The organism is Pantoea sp. RIT413, from assembly GCF_003057675.2.
GTDB lineage: Bacteria > Pseudomonadota > Gammaproteobacteria > Enterobacterales > Enterobacteriaceae > Pantoea > Pantoea eucrina.
The window spans coordinates 1-15745 of the sequence record NZ_QBJB02000001.1 but is presented as its reverse complement, the minus strand read 5'-3'; the positions used below and the strand labels follow the sequence as shown (position 1 = coordinate 15745).

The window sequence follows — 15745 nt, the reverse complement described above, 5'->3', positions numbered from 1 at the left end:
GGAAACCTTCATGTCTGTGCCCCGGCCCGCCACGCGGCTCTGGCTGCCTCTGCTGCCGGGCTGCCAGTTTATTTTCAACCTTGGCTTTTACGCCGTGGTGCCTTTCCTGGCCATTTTTTTGCGCGACGATCTGGCGCTCTCCGGCACGCTTGTCGGGCTGATACTGGGACTGCGCACCTTCTGTCAGCAGGGTATGTTTCTGCTCGGCGGCGCGCTCTCCGATCGCTTTGGTGCCCGGCGTGTGGTGCTGGCAGGCTGCATGGTGCGTATCAGCGGCTATCTGCTGCTGGCAGGCGGTGAATCTTTAACGCCGGTTATCATGGGTGCCTGTCTGACCGGTATTGGCGGCGCGCTGTTTTCGCCCTCTATTGAAGCGCTGCTGGCGAAAGCGGGTACGCAGAGTGAAGCTGAAGGTAAACGCAGCCGGGCAGAGTGGTTCGCCCTGTTTGCCGTCTGCGGTGAACTGGGTGCCGTTATCGGTCCGGCCGCGGGCGCGCTGCTGACCGGCTACGGTTTTCGCCAGATCGCCTATGCCGGCGCGGCGGTATTTGTGCTGGCGATGATTGTGCTGTTTTTCACCCTGCCCGCCGCGCCAGTACGCCGCGCTTCGCTGCAGATCGTGCCGTGGTGGCGCACCTTTCGCCAGCCGCGCTTTGTAGCATTTATTATCGCTTACAGCAGCTGGCTGCTGAGCTATAACCAGCTCTATCTGGCCTTGCCGGTGGAGATCCAGCGCGCCGGCGGTCAGGAGAGCGATCTGGCGCCGCTGTTTATGCTGGCCTCGCTGCTGATCATTACGCTGCAGCTGCCGCTGGCCCGTCTCGCCCGCCACACCGGCGCGGCGCGGGTTGTGCCGTGGGGCTTTGCGCTGATTACCGTGGCATTTCTCAGCGTGGCGCTGTGTGCTGATGCTACTCCCGCCGCGGGCTGGCTACGCCTGCTGCCCGCAGCAGCTTTTGTCACGCTGCTGACGCTGGGACAGATGCTGCTGGTGCCGGCGGCAAAAGACCTGGTGCCGTGGTTTGCGGAGCCGTCATCGCTAGGCGCGCACTATGGCGCCCTGGCCACTGCCGGTGGCGTGGCGGTGTTGCTGGGTAACGTCCTGCTGGGAGGCGTGCTGGAACAGGCGCGCGAACCCTCAGAGGCGGCACGGCTGCCGTGGCTACTGCTGGCGCTGTTTCCTCTCGCCAGCGCGATTGCCATGCGCATTATCTGTGCGCCATTGCGCAAAGCGTGACCTGCGGCCGGACGCGCTGCTCTCCTGCGTTCCGCACTGTGCCACAACGGGCGGATGCCCCCCTTCACGCTTTGATGAATATTGTCCTCAGCGCTGACTATTCCGCTTGCCAGAGCATGCAGCAATGTGTATTTTTATGCATTAAATTTGCATAAATTACGCATCTTGTCCCTTCTCCAGGAGAATCACTATGTTTACCCGTTCAGCCCTGCTGGGCTTAGTGCTGGCACTGTCAGCCACGGCGGCGCAGGCCGTTACCTATGTTGTCGGCTCTGGCGGCACTTACCGTCCGTTCGAATTTGAAAACGCGCAGAAGCAGCTGGAAGGGTTTGATATCGACATTATCAAGGCCGTCGCCAAAGCGGAAAATTTTGATATTAAGCTGGTCAATACCCCGTGGGAAGGCATCTTTGCCACACTCAATTCGGGCGATCGCGACATCATTATCTCCGGCATTACCATCACCGATAAGCGCAAACAGATGGTGGATTTCTCCGCGCCCTACTTCCCGGCTGAACAGGCTATTGTGGTACCGGAAACCGCCAGCGTATCGTCACTGGCGTCGCTGAAGAACCTGAACGTAGGCGTGGTGAACTCCAGTACCGGTGATATCGTGGTCTCCGATGTGCTGGGCAAAAACAGCACGGCGATTAAACGTTTTGATAATACGCCGCTGATGCTGCAGGAGCTGTATGAAGATGGTATTGGCGCGGCCGTGGGGGATGTTGGCGTGGTGAAATACTACATAAAAACGCATCCGGAAAAGCAGTTCAAACTGGTTTCTGATAACAAGTTTGAGCGCCAGTATTTCGGCATCGCGGTAGCAAAAGGCAACGATGAATTACGCAGCAAGATCAACGCCGGCCTGCAAAAAATCATTGCCGACGGCACCTATGCGAAAATTTACGCGACCTGGTTCGACAGCAACGTTCCTGCTCTTCCCGCGCAGTAATTTTCCCGTCGCCGCGCGCTCGCGCGGCACAATAAGGACGTTTTTATGACTGGCTTCCGCTGGGAAATCATCGGGGAATATATGCCGCTGTTTATCGACGGCGCGATGATGACCCTCAAATGCACGCTTATCTGTGTGATCACGGGCACCCTGTGGGGCCTGACGCTCGGCTTAGGCCGCCTGGCGTCGGCGCCGCACGGCCCGTGGAAATATATACTGCATTACGGCATTCAGTGGCCGGTGCGCATCTATATCAGCGCTTTTCGCGGCACGCCGCTGTTCGTGCAGATTATGGTCGTGCACTTTGCGCTGATCCCGCTATTTATCAATCCGCGCGACGGCGTGCTGGTGGCGAACGGCATTATGCCGGCAGAGTTTGCCCGCGAGCTGCGCGCTAACTATGGCGCTTTTCTTTCCTGCGTTGTGGCCATCACTCTTAATGCAGGCGCTTACGTATCAGAGATTTTTCGCGCCGGGATCCAGTCGATCGATCGCGGCCAGATGGAAGCGTCGCGATCGCTCGGCATGCCATATGGTCGCACTATGCGCAGAGTGATCCTGCCGCAGGCGTTTCGCCGCATGCTGCCGCCGCTCGGCAACAACGCGATCGCTATTGTTAAGGATTCATCGCTGGCGTCAGCGATCGGCCTCGCCGATCTGGCGTATGCTGCCCGTACGGTTTCAGGCGCCTATGCGACTTACTGGGAGCCCTATCTGGTGATTTCGCTGGTGTACTGGGTATTCACCTTCCTGCTGTCGCTGCTGGTTCGTTACATGGAAAAGAGGTTTGGCAAAAGTGATCCACGTTGAAAACTTGCAGAAAAACTTTGGTGAAAACCAGGTGCTGAACGGCATCAGCTGTGACATTCCGGCGCAGGAAGTATTGTGCGTTATCGGTCCGTCCGGCTCCGGTAAAAGCACCTTCCTGCGCTGCCTGAACGGGCTTGAAAGCATTGACGGCGGTCGCGTGGTGGTGAACGGATTTGAGGTACAGGATCCCAAAACCCGCATCAATACGCTGCGTCAACACGTGGGTATGGTGTTTCAGCGCTTCAATCTGTTCCCGCACATGACCGTGCTGGAAAACCTGATTATGGCGCCGATGGATGTGCGCAAACTGTCGCGCCAGCAGGCCACAGAGCAGGCTAAAGCGCTGCTGGAGAAGGTGGGCTTAACCGATAAGATGCACGCCTGGCCAAACAGCTTATCCGGCGGCCAGCAGCAGCGCGTTGCTATTGCACGGGCGCTGGCGATGGAGCCGGAGATCATGCTGTTCGATGAGCCGACCTCCGCGCTCGACCCTGAGCTGGTCGGCGAGGTGCTGAGCGTCATGAAAATGCTGGCGCAGGAAGGCATGACCATGGTGATTGTCACGCATGAAATGGGGTTTGCGCGCGAAGTGGCAGATCGCGTGATGTTTATGGATCAGGGGATCATTCAGGAGCTGGACACGCCAGATGTGCTGTTCACCCGGCCGCAAAATCCGCGTACTCAGGCGTTTCTCAGCAAAGTGCTGGGGTGATACTGCTCCGGTAATAATAAAAATCCACGCCGCAGCGTGGATTTTTTCTGTCTGCTATACGCTTATTTAAGCGCCAGCGCATTTTTTAGTGTGAAGAACAGATCGGTCTGATCGGTCAGCCCCACCACGTTTGCCGCGTGCGGTCCGTAAGCAGCAATGCGCAGCTGAGCACCGGTATGCTCCTGCGAATCCTCTTCCGAGTTGCCGTAGCTGATGGTCATTACCGCACCATCTTTTGTGTTCAGCGCCTGGGTCAGGCCCGGCGCTTTGGTGCCGTTCTCAACAATCTGACTGCTGTGCGCGTGGTCGGCGGTGACCACCACCAGCGTATCGCCATGTTCGCGGGCATAGGCCAGCGCCACCTGGACCGCTTCGTCGAGATCGACCGTTTCGCCAATCTGGCCGCACGGATTAGCCGCGTGATCCTGTTTATCGATTGAAGCGCCCTCGACCTGCAGGAAGAACCCTTTCTCATTTTTGCTCAGCAGGTCGATCGCTTTTGTTGTCATCTGCGCCAGCGTCGGCACCGATGCCGGACGATCCTGATTAACCTCACAGGTCACCACCGGTTTATCGATGTTGCCATGATAACTGGCTTTGGGACCCTGCCAGCGCACCGGCATATTGCCCGGCGCAAACAGCCCCAGCAGAGGCTGCTGCTGGGTGGCCTGCTGTACCGCGTTCATTGCGTCCAGGTTTTCTACCAGCTGATAGCCGCGCGCCTGCGCCTGCTCATACAGCGTTTTGCCTTTATAGTCGCCTGCTTTAGCCACCTCGTTAAAGCTCTTTGCACCGCCGCCCAGGACCACATCCGGCCGGGTCAGCAGCATTTGCTCGGTAATTGAGCCGCGGCCGCCCTGCTCTAAGGCGTTGCCCGGGCAGAGTTCGCTGGTTTTCTCCGGGCCGTAGCATTTGCGTGAGGTAACATGCGCCATCAGTGCCGCTGGCGTAGCATCCTGCAGTTCGGCAGTAGAGACATTACCCGTTGCTTTGCCGGCCGCTTTAGCCAGCTCAAGCAGCGTGATTTGATCCTTGCCATTGACGTCGACGCCAATCGCCCCGTTATAGGATTTGGTGCCTGTAGCCCACGCGGTGGCGGACGCGGCAGAGTCAGTGACGTAAGAGGGTTTATGCGTTTTTTTATCCAGCGAATAGTGCGTGTACTGCCCGGTAAGCGGAAGCGCATCAATACCGGCAAAAAAGCCGCCTGCTCCCACTGCAAGGTTACGTGCCGCGGTGATCTCAGAGTCACCCATGCCGTCGCCGATCAGTAAAATGACATTTTTCGCCGTCTGATTACTCAGCGAGGCTTTCAGCGCCTCAGTCTGATCGCTGCTCAGCCGACGCGCGCCACCATGCTGCGTCAAATCGCCAGTTGCTGCTCTATTGTATGTTGTAACATCTGCCACCGCGGAGGTGGCAATCAGCGAAGCCAGCAGTGAAACCGTCAGCAGAGGTAAGTGTTTCATTCTTCAGCATCCTTATCAGTGAGACAACCCGGTTATTTTCGCTGCCAAGTCTGCGTCAGCGGGATGACATTTTTGTGTCAGACGCGCAACGTTTCTATGACAATCGCCGCGAAGCGAACAGGGTTAATACAATCTGCGCAGAGCTTAAGCAGATAGAAAAAAAGGAGAAAATAGCGCTTGACCCTTTTCAGCTAACTCCCTATAGTAGCGCCCCGTTGACCCAGTGCGGTTAGCAAAAAAATATGTGGTGAGGTGTCCGAGTGGCTGAAGGAGCACGCCTGGAAAGTGTGTATACGGCAACGTATCGGGGGTTCGAATCCCCCTCTCACCGCCACAAATTTGAAGAAGAGCCTGAACTCACGTTCAGGCTTTTTTTTTGCATATTGCACAGTGAGAGGGGTATGAGAACCTCCGACCGGGTTCGACGGTGAACTCTGTTCACCGGACAGCGGAGCCTGCGACGCTGCCCGCAGGGTGAGCGAAGCAAATCAATCCCCCTCTCACCGCCACAAATTTGAAGAAGAGCCTGAACTCACGTTCAGGCTTTTTTTTTTGCATATTGCACAGTGAGAGGGGTATGAGAACCTCCGACCAGGTTCGACGGTGACATCATGACCTTCAGACATGAGCTCACATACAGCTTTTGAGATGGCGCAAGCGACCAACTCAGCCCTTCCGTGATCATTTTCCCTATATCTTCATGCTTCGTGACTGCCTGCGCTAACACATGGTACGGCTAATTGATGTGATTACTATTTGCTCAGGCAATGTCAGGCTTAATGGCGCCTTCATACAGGAGGCCATAAGCGACAGTACAAAATGAATTTTCCATGCTGGATCGCTATCATTCTAATGATTGCATTCGCCGGCGCAGGTAGCGTCGCGCTGGTTAAGATTGCCTCACAGGTTTCTAACAATAATAATGAGAAGGAACCATAACAGGAATGGTTGTTTTTATAGTCGGGCGCTATATCCCCTGTCATGTGATATACTGCCCGTCCCTGAGAAATTTGATATGAAATCTGAAGACACGCTGGACTGGTACCCTGCCCAGCTTCCTCCTGTAAAAACCATACTCGGTGATGCTGTGATCGAAGTCGGCAGAACCGGACGGCCAGTCAATACACGCACACTTCTTGAATACCTCCAGATACAGCAAAACAAACAGAAGTTACGCGATAATAAAATAGCAATGCAGACCGCTATTGATGTTCTGAGAGATAACCAGCGCGTTAACGGAAGGTTATAGCCTCGCGGTTATCGATAGCCTGGCAAAGTTAAGCCGCGGCTCTGTGTAGTCCTGCGCCGGTGAAGGGAACCCCTCAGAGGCCACCGTTAAGGTTGAACCGGAACCACGTCATGTTCTCGCCCTCCTGCGTTGAAGCGTCGCGGAAGGTGGTTGTATGGCTCCGGATCCAGTCATTGGCTGCCTTGAGCGTAAAGTGCCAGTTAACGCGCTCCAGCTCCTCTACGAAGTCAGAAGTGGCAACGGTGCTGCGGCCTGATGGCTCGCGCATGATGAAGCTGATGAATGACAAACAAGCCTCAGCAAACAGGCATGTCTAACCCTGCCTCAGTTTATTGTGAAAAAATGGGGGGTAAACCGGACATAGTTAAAGGTCCTGATGGTGATTCAGGTTACTGCACCCTTCCGGGTGGGAAGCGTATCGAGGAGTGGGCACTGTACCGCCAAGATAACCAATAAGCTGTGGTGCCGGTTAACGGTAACTAAAATGTAAGGTGCCGGGCCTGGCGATCGGTACGAAAATGCGTCTGGTTTACTGTTTGATAGCAGGAAGAAAATTTTAGCTAAGGAGATGGCATGTCAGTTTTTGCGAAGATATCAATTCCGATGTTTTGCATTGCGTTCGCAATGTTCTATTTGGCGCGCAATAAGCGGGACAAAAATTACCTCGTTCCGGGCTTTGTTCTGTTAGCTGCTGGCTTTGTGAATGTCGTGATAGCGTTTACTACGGGTTAGTAGCCGGAAAGAGCGTTTAGATAAGATAAGGCCGCAGAAATGCGGCATTGCACACGCTAAGGCATTTACATCGATACAGCTTATCGATCAATAATTTACACTTGTTTCTTTCCGAAATCGGCGTCAAATCTTTCAGGCAGCACATCGTTAAGCTCCCGGGCGTGGCGGCCATGAGTGATAACAAAGAAGAATATGAAGCTGATATTGAGAAAGTATTTGGGAAAATGAAGCCTGAACTGTAAAAAATATCCGGATCGCATCCTGGTTTTTCATGCTCCCTCACCCATAAGCCTGCCACTGAGCGGGCTTTTTATGCCTATAACTTGCCTTTTTTGATGATCACTATGGCATCGCGGTATACATCTGCCATGAAGACATCATTGGTTGCTCGCCGGTAGGCCTCAAGCCTGCCCAGCAACTCTTCGATTGTGGTTTCAGCCCCGGTGTCAGCGAGTTCGAGTGCTGCTTTCAAAATGGCATTAGCTATCAATTCCACTCTGTCATTGTCATTTTCCATAATCCCCCATCTGTAACTGCTAACCACATTAACACTTGCGGGGTCGGGATGTCGGTTTATCGGGCTTTTTCTTCTATTGAGCTACTATGCTTCCTCTTAAAGCCGGCGCTAAGCGGGCTTTTTTATGCAATGCGTGCCACGCAGAGTAATTTGCCGAATGGTTGTTTCCTTAAGTAACACTGAACGCATATCCTTACTGTCGTCAGCTAACGCTGACAAATGATTTGCCCTTATTGAACGAATTTACGCCCGTGTAACGCGGGTTTTTTTACGTCTGAAAAAAAATAAAATCACATATCAGATGCATTTAATCTCATCAGCAGCACGCTGAAGCAACGCAGGGGCACGGAACTGAGTCCCGCCGCGCCTTAACATCAGGCGCTGAAAAAGCGCAAACATACAAAGCAGTAAGCTTTGGTGCGCGGCAACGCTCAATCAAAGCTAACTGACAGGAGAATAACTATAAACGCACAAGAACGCCGCCGTGCTGCCCACGCTGATACGATGGGCACCTGTCGAGACCTGGGATCAAAACAGAGAGTGAAAAGAGCCTGAACTCTCGTTCAGGCTCTTTTTTACCTGCCGCAATACTCTCTCAGGCGGTTAAAAATAGGCGAGCTTGCGGTTAACGCCGTTAATCCTGACGGTAATGTAACCCGCCGCCGTGGCTGATGCGGCCGGTGCCGATGCCGGATCGGACGTCAGCGTAACCACTTTGCCGTCATAACCCACGCCGGCGGTGCCGTTGTGATAGTTCATCACCGTTGACAGGTTAACGCGGTTATCCGTATTCAGATTGGTCACTTCAGACAAATCAGGATTAAACAGTGAACATTCACCGCCATCGAACCGCGACGGGCCATCAGTAGTAAGGTTGATGACTACATCACCACACTGTGCTTTAAGCTTGATCCAGACTTCAGCATATTTTCCTTTATCATCAGTGGTGCGAACAATGCAGTCGATGACACCGGAATCACCTTCATAATGCAGATTGCCGCCGACCGAACTTTCTCCGCGATAAATATTGAGCAATGTTTTACCGCAGACGTTGGTAAGCAGTGGTGCGGTAGCTGGCTGTGTCTGAGTATCACGCAGCGCTTTGCCCAACATGTCGATGTTCCAGTGCTGATTAGCACGAGGGAAAAAGAACTTGCCGAGGCGGAACCACTTATCTTCCGTGCTGGTATTGGAGACGCGATATCCCGAGTACCAGCCCGCCTTCATTGAACCCGTCATCTGGGTGCCAAAGTTCTCATCGCGGCGCCAGCCCTGTTCATAGTTTGAAAGCAGCGCAAAGCCGGTGCGCTCGGTATCGATGCTGGAGCCGGACTGCAGGCTCAGCTGGCGCATCAGAACGCGTGAGTAGTTGAGCTTCAGCGGGTTAATGGAAGATTCGATGCTCAGGGCATCGATGATCCACTGACCATTACTCAGATCGCCCGGGAAGCGCGTATGTTCAATCCATACATTACGGATCAGGCCCTGCCCCACGCGCGGCATAAACAGTGTGGCATCACCATAGCCGTGCTGGAAATTGGAGTTGGTTAGCTCCACGGCCGTTGAGTGGTCCCAGTTACCCTGAGGTGAATCGGACCAGGTAATATCAAATACCCGGCCATAGGTATTGCTGGAGTAAATCTGATCCAGTCGCGTATCGAGCGTATCGATAAACCTGAACACCGAGTTACCATTGTTTTCCACACGGAAACAGGTGACGTTGATGTACTGGCCTTCAATAGTAATATTTTCAAAAAATGGCTGCTGGTTACTTACCATTGCAGTGGTAATCGCGCCGGTGTTGACCGTGGTATCGGCGGTCGCCTGACCATCCCAGAAAATACCGCGAATAGCCGTCCGGCGCGCTTTAATTTTGAAAACGGTGTTAGCTGACTTATCCGAGGTAATAATCGTTCTGGGTGCAACACCATATTCGCAGTCGTCGCCATAAAGATTGAAGAATGGCAGCTCGCCCTCACCGGTTAAATCGACAGGATTAATAATAAATTTACCGGCGGGAAAACGTATTCCGATATCGCGGATAGGGTTTTTGTTCGGATCATCAACCGGTGATACAAAGCCTCTGGCCCAGCGGTACATGTTGATACAGGCATCGTGGTTAACTGAGCCGTTATCAGCATCAAATGAAACCGAGCCGCGTAAGCGCTTGCCGCCAAAATGGAAAATATTAATAGCGGATACATCATCAATAATACGCTGCCAGTAATAATCGCCGGCAGAAGAGACCGCAACGGTGCCACTGTCATCCGCAGGCGCTTTACCCTTTGTGTCGACAAAGCCTACAAAGCGGCCACCACCATTAAAGGTTGAGTCCCTGTCGTAATAGCGCTTAAGAAATGCAATTTCACCTGATGCAGAAGGTTTGGTGGTGCGGAGTTCAGCAAATGAATTTACTTCGATCATGATATTTCCTTTTAGGGTTTATTGAGCCTGTTTGCTCGTGGAGAAGCTTTATTTTTCGGTTAAGGTAAATAACCTGCAAAATGCAGATAGTGAGAAAATCGCCTGATGAGTTACCGGAGCGATTCAATTTTTCTTATGGCGCGCTTATCCCGGTTGCAGTTTTCAACCGACGTCATAAGCCTTTCGTTAAGTTCGAGGCTGTCGCCCCAGGTCATAGGATCGGGTACGGGGGGGATTTCGCAGTCAGCCAGCAGCTCTGCCGGAACGGGCATTGCCGGAAGCTGAACGTATTCTTTCTCTGTGTCTGCGCAGGCTGTCAGCCACATCAGCAGGAACAGAGTGAGCGGAACACGCATCCTCTTTAATCGCCTGCCTGATGTAGACAACGCGCCTCTCGCTTTCAGCGTCGTTTTGATATCGATCATGATGAGCAGCCTTTGCGATATCGTTAAAGAGCATTACTGCGGTAATGAAGTTGCTGGTTACTGACTCCGCCTTTTTCCGGGCCTGGACTGCCCGGGAGATCTCCTCCTGCGCCTGCAACATTCGCGAGTGATAGTGACCGGCAACGGCGGCAGATATCACAACCGTCGCCATAAGGAAAAGCCTGAGTACCAGATGCCCGTTATTTATCAGCCAAATCATCACTACTCTCCGCCAGGCACAAAGCGCGTTCCATGTCGCGACGATGCATCAGCCCGCGCCATTTTATGCCACCGGCATAGACCCAGCGGCGCAGCTCTTCGCAGGCCTGAGCCCGATCGCCAGCGTTGAGTTTTTTGAGCAGAGTGGAGCGGGTGAAAGCAGACGGGCCGATGTTATAAGCAAAGCTGTATAGCGATGCGCGCTGGTATTCACTCAGGGGAACCTTTACCACGCCATCGACCACCTTTTTAACGGACCGGAGATCGTTTTGCAGCAGCCGATCGCAGTCGCTATCGCTATACTGCCTGCCACTGATGATATCGCTGCCGGTATGCCCGTCACAGACGGTCCGGACGCCGGCCACATCCTGATAAGCTTTATAAGTACGCCCTTCCGCTCCCTCCTTTCCGCCAAGAAACAGGGTGGCAATCAGCATGGAGCCGCCACCTGCGGCGGCGATCAGTTTTCTGCGCACGCTGCCGGACATAGTCATATCAATCCTCCTCCACTTTTACGGCCGGACCATATTTCTCAAGTGCTTTTACCTGAGCGTTGGCGACCTTGCGTTTGAAGTACCAGTTGATGAGCCCTGTAATGATGATGCCGGCAATACCTGCCAGTACGCCGATGGCAGACCACTCATCAGGACTCAGGCTGGTGAGTACACCGTTAAGAATGGTGCCCCCGGACGTGCCCAGGGCAACACCAGTAACAAGTTTGCTCATAGTTTGAGTGCTCGCAGACGCCGTCCGATCGGACAGGTGCTGTTGATCAACAGAAGAAAAGAGGCCCTCCGCCACAACGGATAGCATTGATGTCGCATTGAGTGGCGGGGGCGGAAACGAAAAAGGCACCGCCGAAGCAGTGCCTTTAGAAAAGGAAATAATCTATTCAGGATTATTTTTTAAGCGTTTCCAGAACGTTTTTGATACACAGCGGCATCATTCTTCCCCGCAAAAAATCTCTTGTATCTGCATAGGGATAGCTGACACCCTTAGCCATCTTTCTGTAGGTTTCTGCGCCTTTTACAGAGACGCTTATGAAGTCATCTTTTTCAATAGCGTAGTCGGAAAGAGCGTGCCCATCCGCTTCAAACGCCTGAACTTCTTCTGACACTATTTGCCTGGTGCTGAGATGGGTCGACATTGATCGGTCAGTTATACGCCATTCCATTTCGCACAGATCGTTAGCTGCGCGTTGCGCATCCGATATCACAGCAAAAGATGGCGCGCACAGCACGATTAAAAGGGCGCACAGAATTCTCATTATTCCTCCCTGAAACCGGCGTCATATATTTCAGATGCCCATAAAAAAAGCCCTCGCAGCGTGTGAATCTGCAGGGCTCTTTTATTATCACAGAGTGATGAAAGCTGATTTAGTTTGCGGGCTGAACATCATCACGCAACTTCAACTGTTGAAAAGTATACCCCCGGGTTCGGGAAAAGTAAATAGCCTGCGATAATTTAATACACTATTTTTTAGGGTGCTATGCAGTTGCGCTTTTCAGCGCGGCATCTGCGCGGGTTTCCTCAGCTTCCAGCTTAGTAATAAGCCGATCGTAAAATGGCTTACCGCTCTTCTTCCATGTGTCCAGGCTGATAGCGCCGGTGAATTCTGAAATTGCCTTATACGCCCCGGTTGAGGGTATGCGCTCGTAGCCGCGCCCGCAGCAGCGCCTGCACTCACCCTTCACCGGCACCCCCTGCTTTTCCGTTGCCGCTTTTAGCACTGCCTGTCCGCGTCCGTTACAGTCGCGGCATGCAGTTGATACGACGCCCTTGCCTTTGCACGCCCTGCAGAGCACGCGTACGGCCTCTTTGACGTTTCTGGTGAGGCCGCCGTGCAGAGGCGATTTCATTGAAAACACCTCTGCCTCGATGAATCCGGTGGCCTGACAGCATTCGCACGGCTTCACGCTGGCGGCGCTGCGGCAGTAATCGAGCCAGGCATAAGCGGCGAGCGTTTGCATAACTGCCGTTCTGACACCGGCATCAAGCTTGCGAAAGGCGGCAACCTTATCGCAGCTCTGCAGTGCAAAATCAGTTAGCAGGGAGACGGCCCGTGCTGCGTCGATTTCACTGACGCCCATCTTCCCCATGAAAGCGCTGTAACCGAGCTGAACGCGGCTCTGCGTCATACCTATGGCGGCGATATAGTCGATGCCGGTAAGCGTATCAGGCGACGTCTGCGGTGCTGTTCCGCTAAAGTTCTGCCCCTTCGGAAAATGATACTTAACCGTTGCTTCTAAGCTCATACTGCCTCTCTTTGCTTAATCAGTTCGCCTGTTTTATCCCGGCGGTACATCTGCCGCCACAGCGGGATATCGATGTCGTGCTGAATCCTTTGCATCATGCTGTAGTGCGTTTTGCTTTCAGCGTAGCGCGCAGCAGGGCCACGCCCTCCCTCGCCTTTTCCGGGGTGGAGGGCATTGCAGCCTTCAGCAGCTGCCTGCGCGGCTCCGGAATTGTTTCACCGGCCTCGATCCGTGCAGACATTTTGCGCAGCTCAGAGCGGCACGTAATGCGCAGCTCAGACTCGCTCAGGTTGTTCGCGCGCATCAGGCTGCAGAGGCTGGTAACCATCCAGTAATCGGCATTGCTCTTCCACGGATAGTGCTCCGGAGAGGCATAGTCGCCACGCTGCGCGCAGTAGGTCATCACCCTGCTATAGAGCGTCTCTTCATCCGGCAGGCCCGCAGTGGCGAAAGCGTCCTGTTTACACCAGCTGATGAACTGGCCCGGTGATGGAAGAAACGGCGAGCCGCTGGCGCGCGCCTGGCGCATGCCGGCTGAAAGCTGCTGTTTGCTGGTCACGCCGTTCTCCGCTAAGGCGGCTATCCACTGACGTTTAGCGGCGGCTTCGTCTGCCGGATCCCGCCAGACCGTGCTGACTGAGGCGGGGAAAACCTGCTTCAGCCCGCTGAAGAACTCATCTATCACTTTTTCGATCGCCTGATGCAGGCGTCGATCCGCCGGCTGCGGGACGTCACCGGCCATGCGCGCCAGCGCGCGGCTGTCACGATGATTAACTGCCGTGACGAGATCTCTCATATGAAGTTCTCCCATGCTTCCCGGCTGTTCCAGTGGACGGCAGGCTGCTGCCCCGCTGGTGCCGCCCGGTTACGGTCTGGCTGGTTCATCTGAATTTTCAGTGTGTCCCACTTTTCCCGCAGCTTCGCAGGGCTGAGCACGTTTGACTGCCAGAAGCGATCGCGGCTGGCCCAGAGAAATACCTCACAGATATCGCGGTGCGTAACCTGCAGGGCCGAGCGCAGCAGTCTGATGTCGTTTGACCAGGCGGGCCAGGCGGGCTGCCGGGCATGCGGAGCGACAATCTGCACCCTGCTGAACATCCACCTGGCTGTTTTGAGATCCTCTTCGGTTCCCCACTTGTCCCCCCTGGGAGTCCGGACCGCGGCTTCAGGACGCGATGCATAAAGCGTTGCAGAGGATGTGTCAGGGGATTCACCAGGATTCTCTGACGCAGAATTATTGTCTTTTGTCACAGTGTCTTTTGTATGCCTCTGTTTTGGTGACAGCGCTGTCGCTGATTTGGTGACAGCGACACCCTCCCGGTGACACCCCGGTATTTGCCACTGTGAAAGGTGTTTATTTGGGCCGATCATCGTCCCTTCCCGGATAAGCACACCCATCTGAATCAGCTCATTTTTTGCCTTGTTAACCTTCTGTCTTGGCAGCCCGGTTAACTGGCTTATCTGGCTGTCAGCAATACGGTCCATGCTTTTATTAAAGCCGCAGGTTTTCCGGCAAACGGCGTGTGCGACTTTGGCCTGATTTCGCGTCAGGCTGGCCCCTATCAGCTCCTCATACAGCGCGTTTGCCAGACGTGTAAATCCCTCTTCGGTATCTGCCATACTTGTCTCCACGGCCCGCAGTCCGGGCCTGATTAGCGTCATAAATTTTCACTTTTTTCTATACACGCACTTTCCGCGATGGCATTGTGGCAATGCATTTAAATAATGCGTATCACGCATATTATGAGTATAGTCAAATATGCGCAAGGCGCTTTGCGTGTAACGCATAAAAAAGGTTAACTATCCGCTATGAAAATAGGCGATAAAATCAGACAGATTCGTAAAGCGAATAAGATGACCCTGAGTGAACTTGCCCTGCGTACAGATAGCGATGTGGGCAATCTGTCACGCCTGGAACGCGGCATACAGGGATACAGTGATGGTCTGCTACACAAAATTGCAGCAGCCCTGTCAGTTCCTGTTTCTGAGCTATTCTCTTCTAATGAGGCTAATGATACTGTAGATTCATACAGTGTAAGTTCCATTATAAAAAAGGGGAGAAAAGATGTGTACAGGATTGATGTTCTTGACGTTTCTGCAAGTGCCGGAGACGGGTCGCCGTCTAAAGATGTGGTTGAAGTCATAAGGTCTATTGAATATGTTCCGGATCAGGCGCGCGTGATATTCGGCAACCGGCCGGAAACCTCTGTTAAGCTGATCAACGTCCGCGGTGACAGCATGGAGGGAACCATTGAGCCCGGTGATCTCATCTTTGTAGACGTAGCTGTCAGCACGTTTGATGGGGATGGAATTTACGTCTTTGACTTCAACGGCGATATGTTTGTTAAGCGCCTGCAAAAAGTTAAGCGCGAAATTATCGTTATCTCTGACAATCCCCGTTATCGTGAATGGTCTATCTCAGAAGAGGAACTCTCTATGCTCCATGTTGCTGGCAGGGTAATGCTCAGTCAGTCCCAGCAGTTCCGACGTCACGGATAACCGCCCTCTTTTCAACCAGGCCCGCGTTATGCGGGCTTTTTTGTACCTGCCGCATTATTTTCATAAAATCTAATGTGAAAACATTAGCCTGGTTTGGTTTACCTGAAGCTGTTTTGTGCCATGCTATGCGTTTTGCGCATAATGCCAGGGCGCCATAAATGGCGCCCCTACGTGGTTGCGTCGAATGACAGGTGCCGCCCGTAGGGGACGCATTTATGCGTCCCTGGCGTCGTTTATGCACCGTA

General features: G+C 53.6%; 18 protein-coding genes, 1 tRNA gene and 1 other RNA gene. 9 read left to right on the top strand and 11 right to left on the bottom strand.

Annotated elements, in window-relative coordinates:
- Positions 1-10: 10 nt before the first annotated feature.
- The 4 genes from DBY66_RS00105 to DBY66_RS00090 all read left to right on the top strand — a co-directional run bounded on the left by DBY66_RS00105 (position 11) and on the right by DBY66_RS00090 (position 3711).
- A complete protein-coding gene (locus DBY66_RS00105; RefSeq protein WP_108569405.1) occupies positions 11-1237 on the top strand; it encodes an MFS transporter in 1227 nt (408 codons plus the stop codon).
- 190 nt (positions 1238-1427) lie between these two features.
- Complete coding sequence (locus DBY66_RS00100; RefSeq protein WP_071668910.1) at positions 1428-2189, top strand: basic amino acid ABC transporter substrate-binding protein; 762 nt, start codon at positions 1428-1430, stop codon at positions 2187-2189.
- Between the two features lie 45 nt (positions 2190-2234).
- Positions 2235-2999 carry an amino acid ABC transporter permease gene (locus DBY66_RS00095; protein WP_039384993.1) on the top strand — a complete coding sequence of 255 codons (765 nt, stop codon included), beginning with the start codon at positions 2235-2237 and terminating at the stop codon, positions 2997-2999.
- Entirely contained in the window at positions 2986-3711 is a 726-nt protein-coding gene (locus DBY66_RS00090; RefSeq protein ID WP_094111097.1) for an amino acid ABC transporter ATP-binding protein, read from the top strand. The genes DBY66_RS00095 and DBY66_RS00090 overlap by 14 nt, the downstream gene beginning before the upstream one ends.
- Positions 3712-3773: 62 nt before the next feature.
- Here the strand turns inward: DBY66_RS00090 and phoA are convergent, their stop codons facing one another.
- A complete protein-coding gene (phoA, locus tag DBY66_RS00085; RefSeq protein WP_094111049.1) occupies positions 3774-5180 on the bottom strand; it encodes an alkaline phosphatase in 1407 nt (468 codons plus the stop codon).
- Between the two features lie 246 nt (positions 5181-5426).
- On the opposite strand from phoA, the gene DBY66_RS00080 reads away from it, so the two are divergent.
- The 3 genes from DBY66_RS00080 (at position 5427) to DBY66_RS00070 (ending at position 6429) form a co-directional block, all read left to right on the top strand.
- A tRNA-Ser gene (locus DBY66_RS00080) sits at positions 5427-5514 on the top strand.
- Positions 5515-5560: 46 nt separating this feature from the next.
- Positions 5561-5689: non-coding RNA, RtT sRNA (locus DBY66_RS00075), on the top strand.
- A 506-nt stretch (positions 5690-6195) separates the two neighbouring features.
- Complete coding sequence (locus DBY66_RS00070) at positions 6196-6429, top strand: hypothetical protein (RefSeq protein ID WP_039384996.1); 234 nt, start codon at positions 6196-6198, stop codon at positions 6427-6429.
- Positions 6430-6502: 73 nt separating this feature from the next.
- On the opposite strand, the gene DBY66_RS00065 is transcribed toward DBY66_RS00070, so the two are convergent.
- Positions 6503-6697: a hypothetical protein gene (locus tag DBY66_RS00065; RefSeq protein ID WP_052246500.1), complete on the bottom strand. Its 195-nt coding sequence runs from the start codon at positions 6695-6697 to the stop codon at positions 6503-6505.
- A gap of 14 nt (positions 6698-6711) precedes the next feature.
- Between DBY66_RS00065 and DBY66_RS00060 the strand changes: the two genes are divergently transcribed.
- Positions 6712-6885, top strand: coding sequence for a DUF333 domain-containing protein (locus DBY66_RS00060; protein ID WP_108569406.1), 174 nt, complete (start codon positions 6712-6714; stop codon positions 6883-6885).
- A gap of 592 nt (positions 6886-7477) precedes the next feature.
- Here the strand turns inward: DBY66_RS00060 and DBY66_RS00050 are convergent.
- From DBY66_RS00050 to DBY66_RS17960, 9 genes are all read right to left on the bottom strand, one after another.
- The gene (locus DBY66_RS00050) at positions 7478-7678 is read right to left on the bottom strand and encodes a hypothetical protein (RefSeq protein WP_039385001.1); all 201 of its coding nucleotides are present in this window, start codon (positions 7676-7678) and stop codon (positions 7478-7480) included.
- 603 nt (positions 7679-8281) lie between these two features.
- Entirely contained in the window at positions 8282-10102 is a 1821-nt protein-coding gene (locus DBY66_RS00045) for an amylovoran biosynthesis protein AmsF (protein WP_108569408.1), read from the bottom strand.
- A 110-nt stretch (positions 10103-10212) separates the two neighbouring features.
- Positions 10213-10527, bottom strand: a complete 315-nt coding sequence (locus tag DBY66_RS00040; protein ID WP_071667929.1) for a hypothetical protein — start codon at positions 10525-10527, stop codon at positions 10213-10215.
- A gap of 200 nt (positions 10528-10727) precedes the next feature.
- Complete coding sequence (locus DBY66_RS00035; protein ID WP_039385005.1) at positions 10728-11240, bottom strand: lysozyme; 513 nt, start codon at positions 11238-11240, stop codon at positions 10728-10730.
- Position 11241: 1 nt separating this feature from the next.
- A complete protein-coding gene (locus DBY66_RS00030; RefSeq protein ID WP_039385006.1) occupies positions 11242-11472 on the bottom strand; it encodes a class II holin family protein in 231 nt (76 codons plus the stop codon).
- Between the two features lie 172 nt (positions 11473-11644).
- On the bottom strand, positions 11645-12013 hold the full coding sequence (locus DBY66_RS00025; protein ID WP_039385009.1) for a hypothetical protein: 369 nt from the start codon (positions 12011-12013) through the stop codon (positions 11645-11647).
- Positions 12014-12233: 220 nt separating this feature from the next.
- Positions 12234-13001 (bottom strand): antitermination protein, encoded by a 768-nt coding sequence (locus DBY66_RS00020; protein ID WP_104085114.1) that lies wholly within the window; start codon positions 12999-13001, stop codon positions 12234-12236.
- 94 nt (positions 13002-13095) lie between these two features.
- A complete protein-coding gene (locus DBY66_RS00015) occupies positions 13096-13797 on the bottom strand; it encodes a replication protein P (RefSeq protein ID WP_108569409.1) in 702 nt (233 codons plus the stop codon).
- Positions 13794-14087 (bottom strand): hypothetical protein, encoded by a 294-nt coding sequence (locus tag DBY66_RS17960; protein ID WP_233499554.1) that lies wholly within the window; start codon positions 14085-14087, stop codon positions 13794-13796. The genes DBY66_RS00015 and DBY66_RS17960 overlap by 4 nt, the downstream gene beginning before the upstream one ends.
- A 723-nt stretch (positions 14088-14810) precedes the next feature.
- Between DBY66_RS17960 and DBY66_RS00005 the strand changes: the two genes are divergently transcribed.
- Positions 14811-15500, top strand: coding sequence for a helix-turn-helix transcriptional regulator (locus DBY66_RS00005; protein ID WP_039385017.1), 690 nt, complete (start codon positions 14811-14813; stop codon positions 15498-15500).
- The last annotated feature ends 245 nt before the right edge of the window (positions 15501-15745 follow it).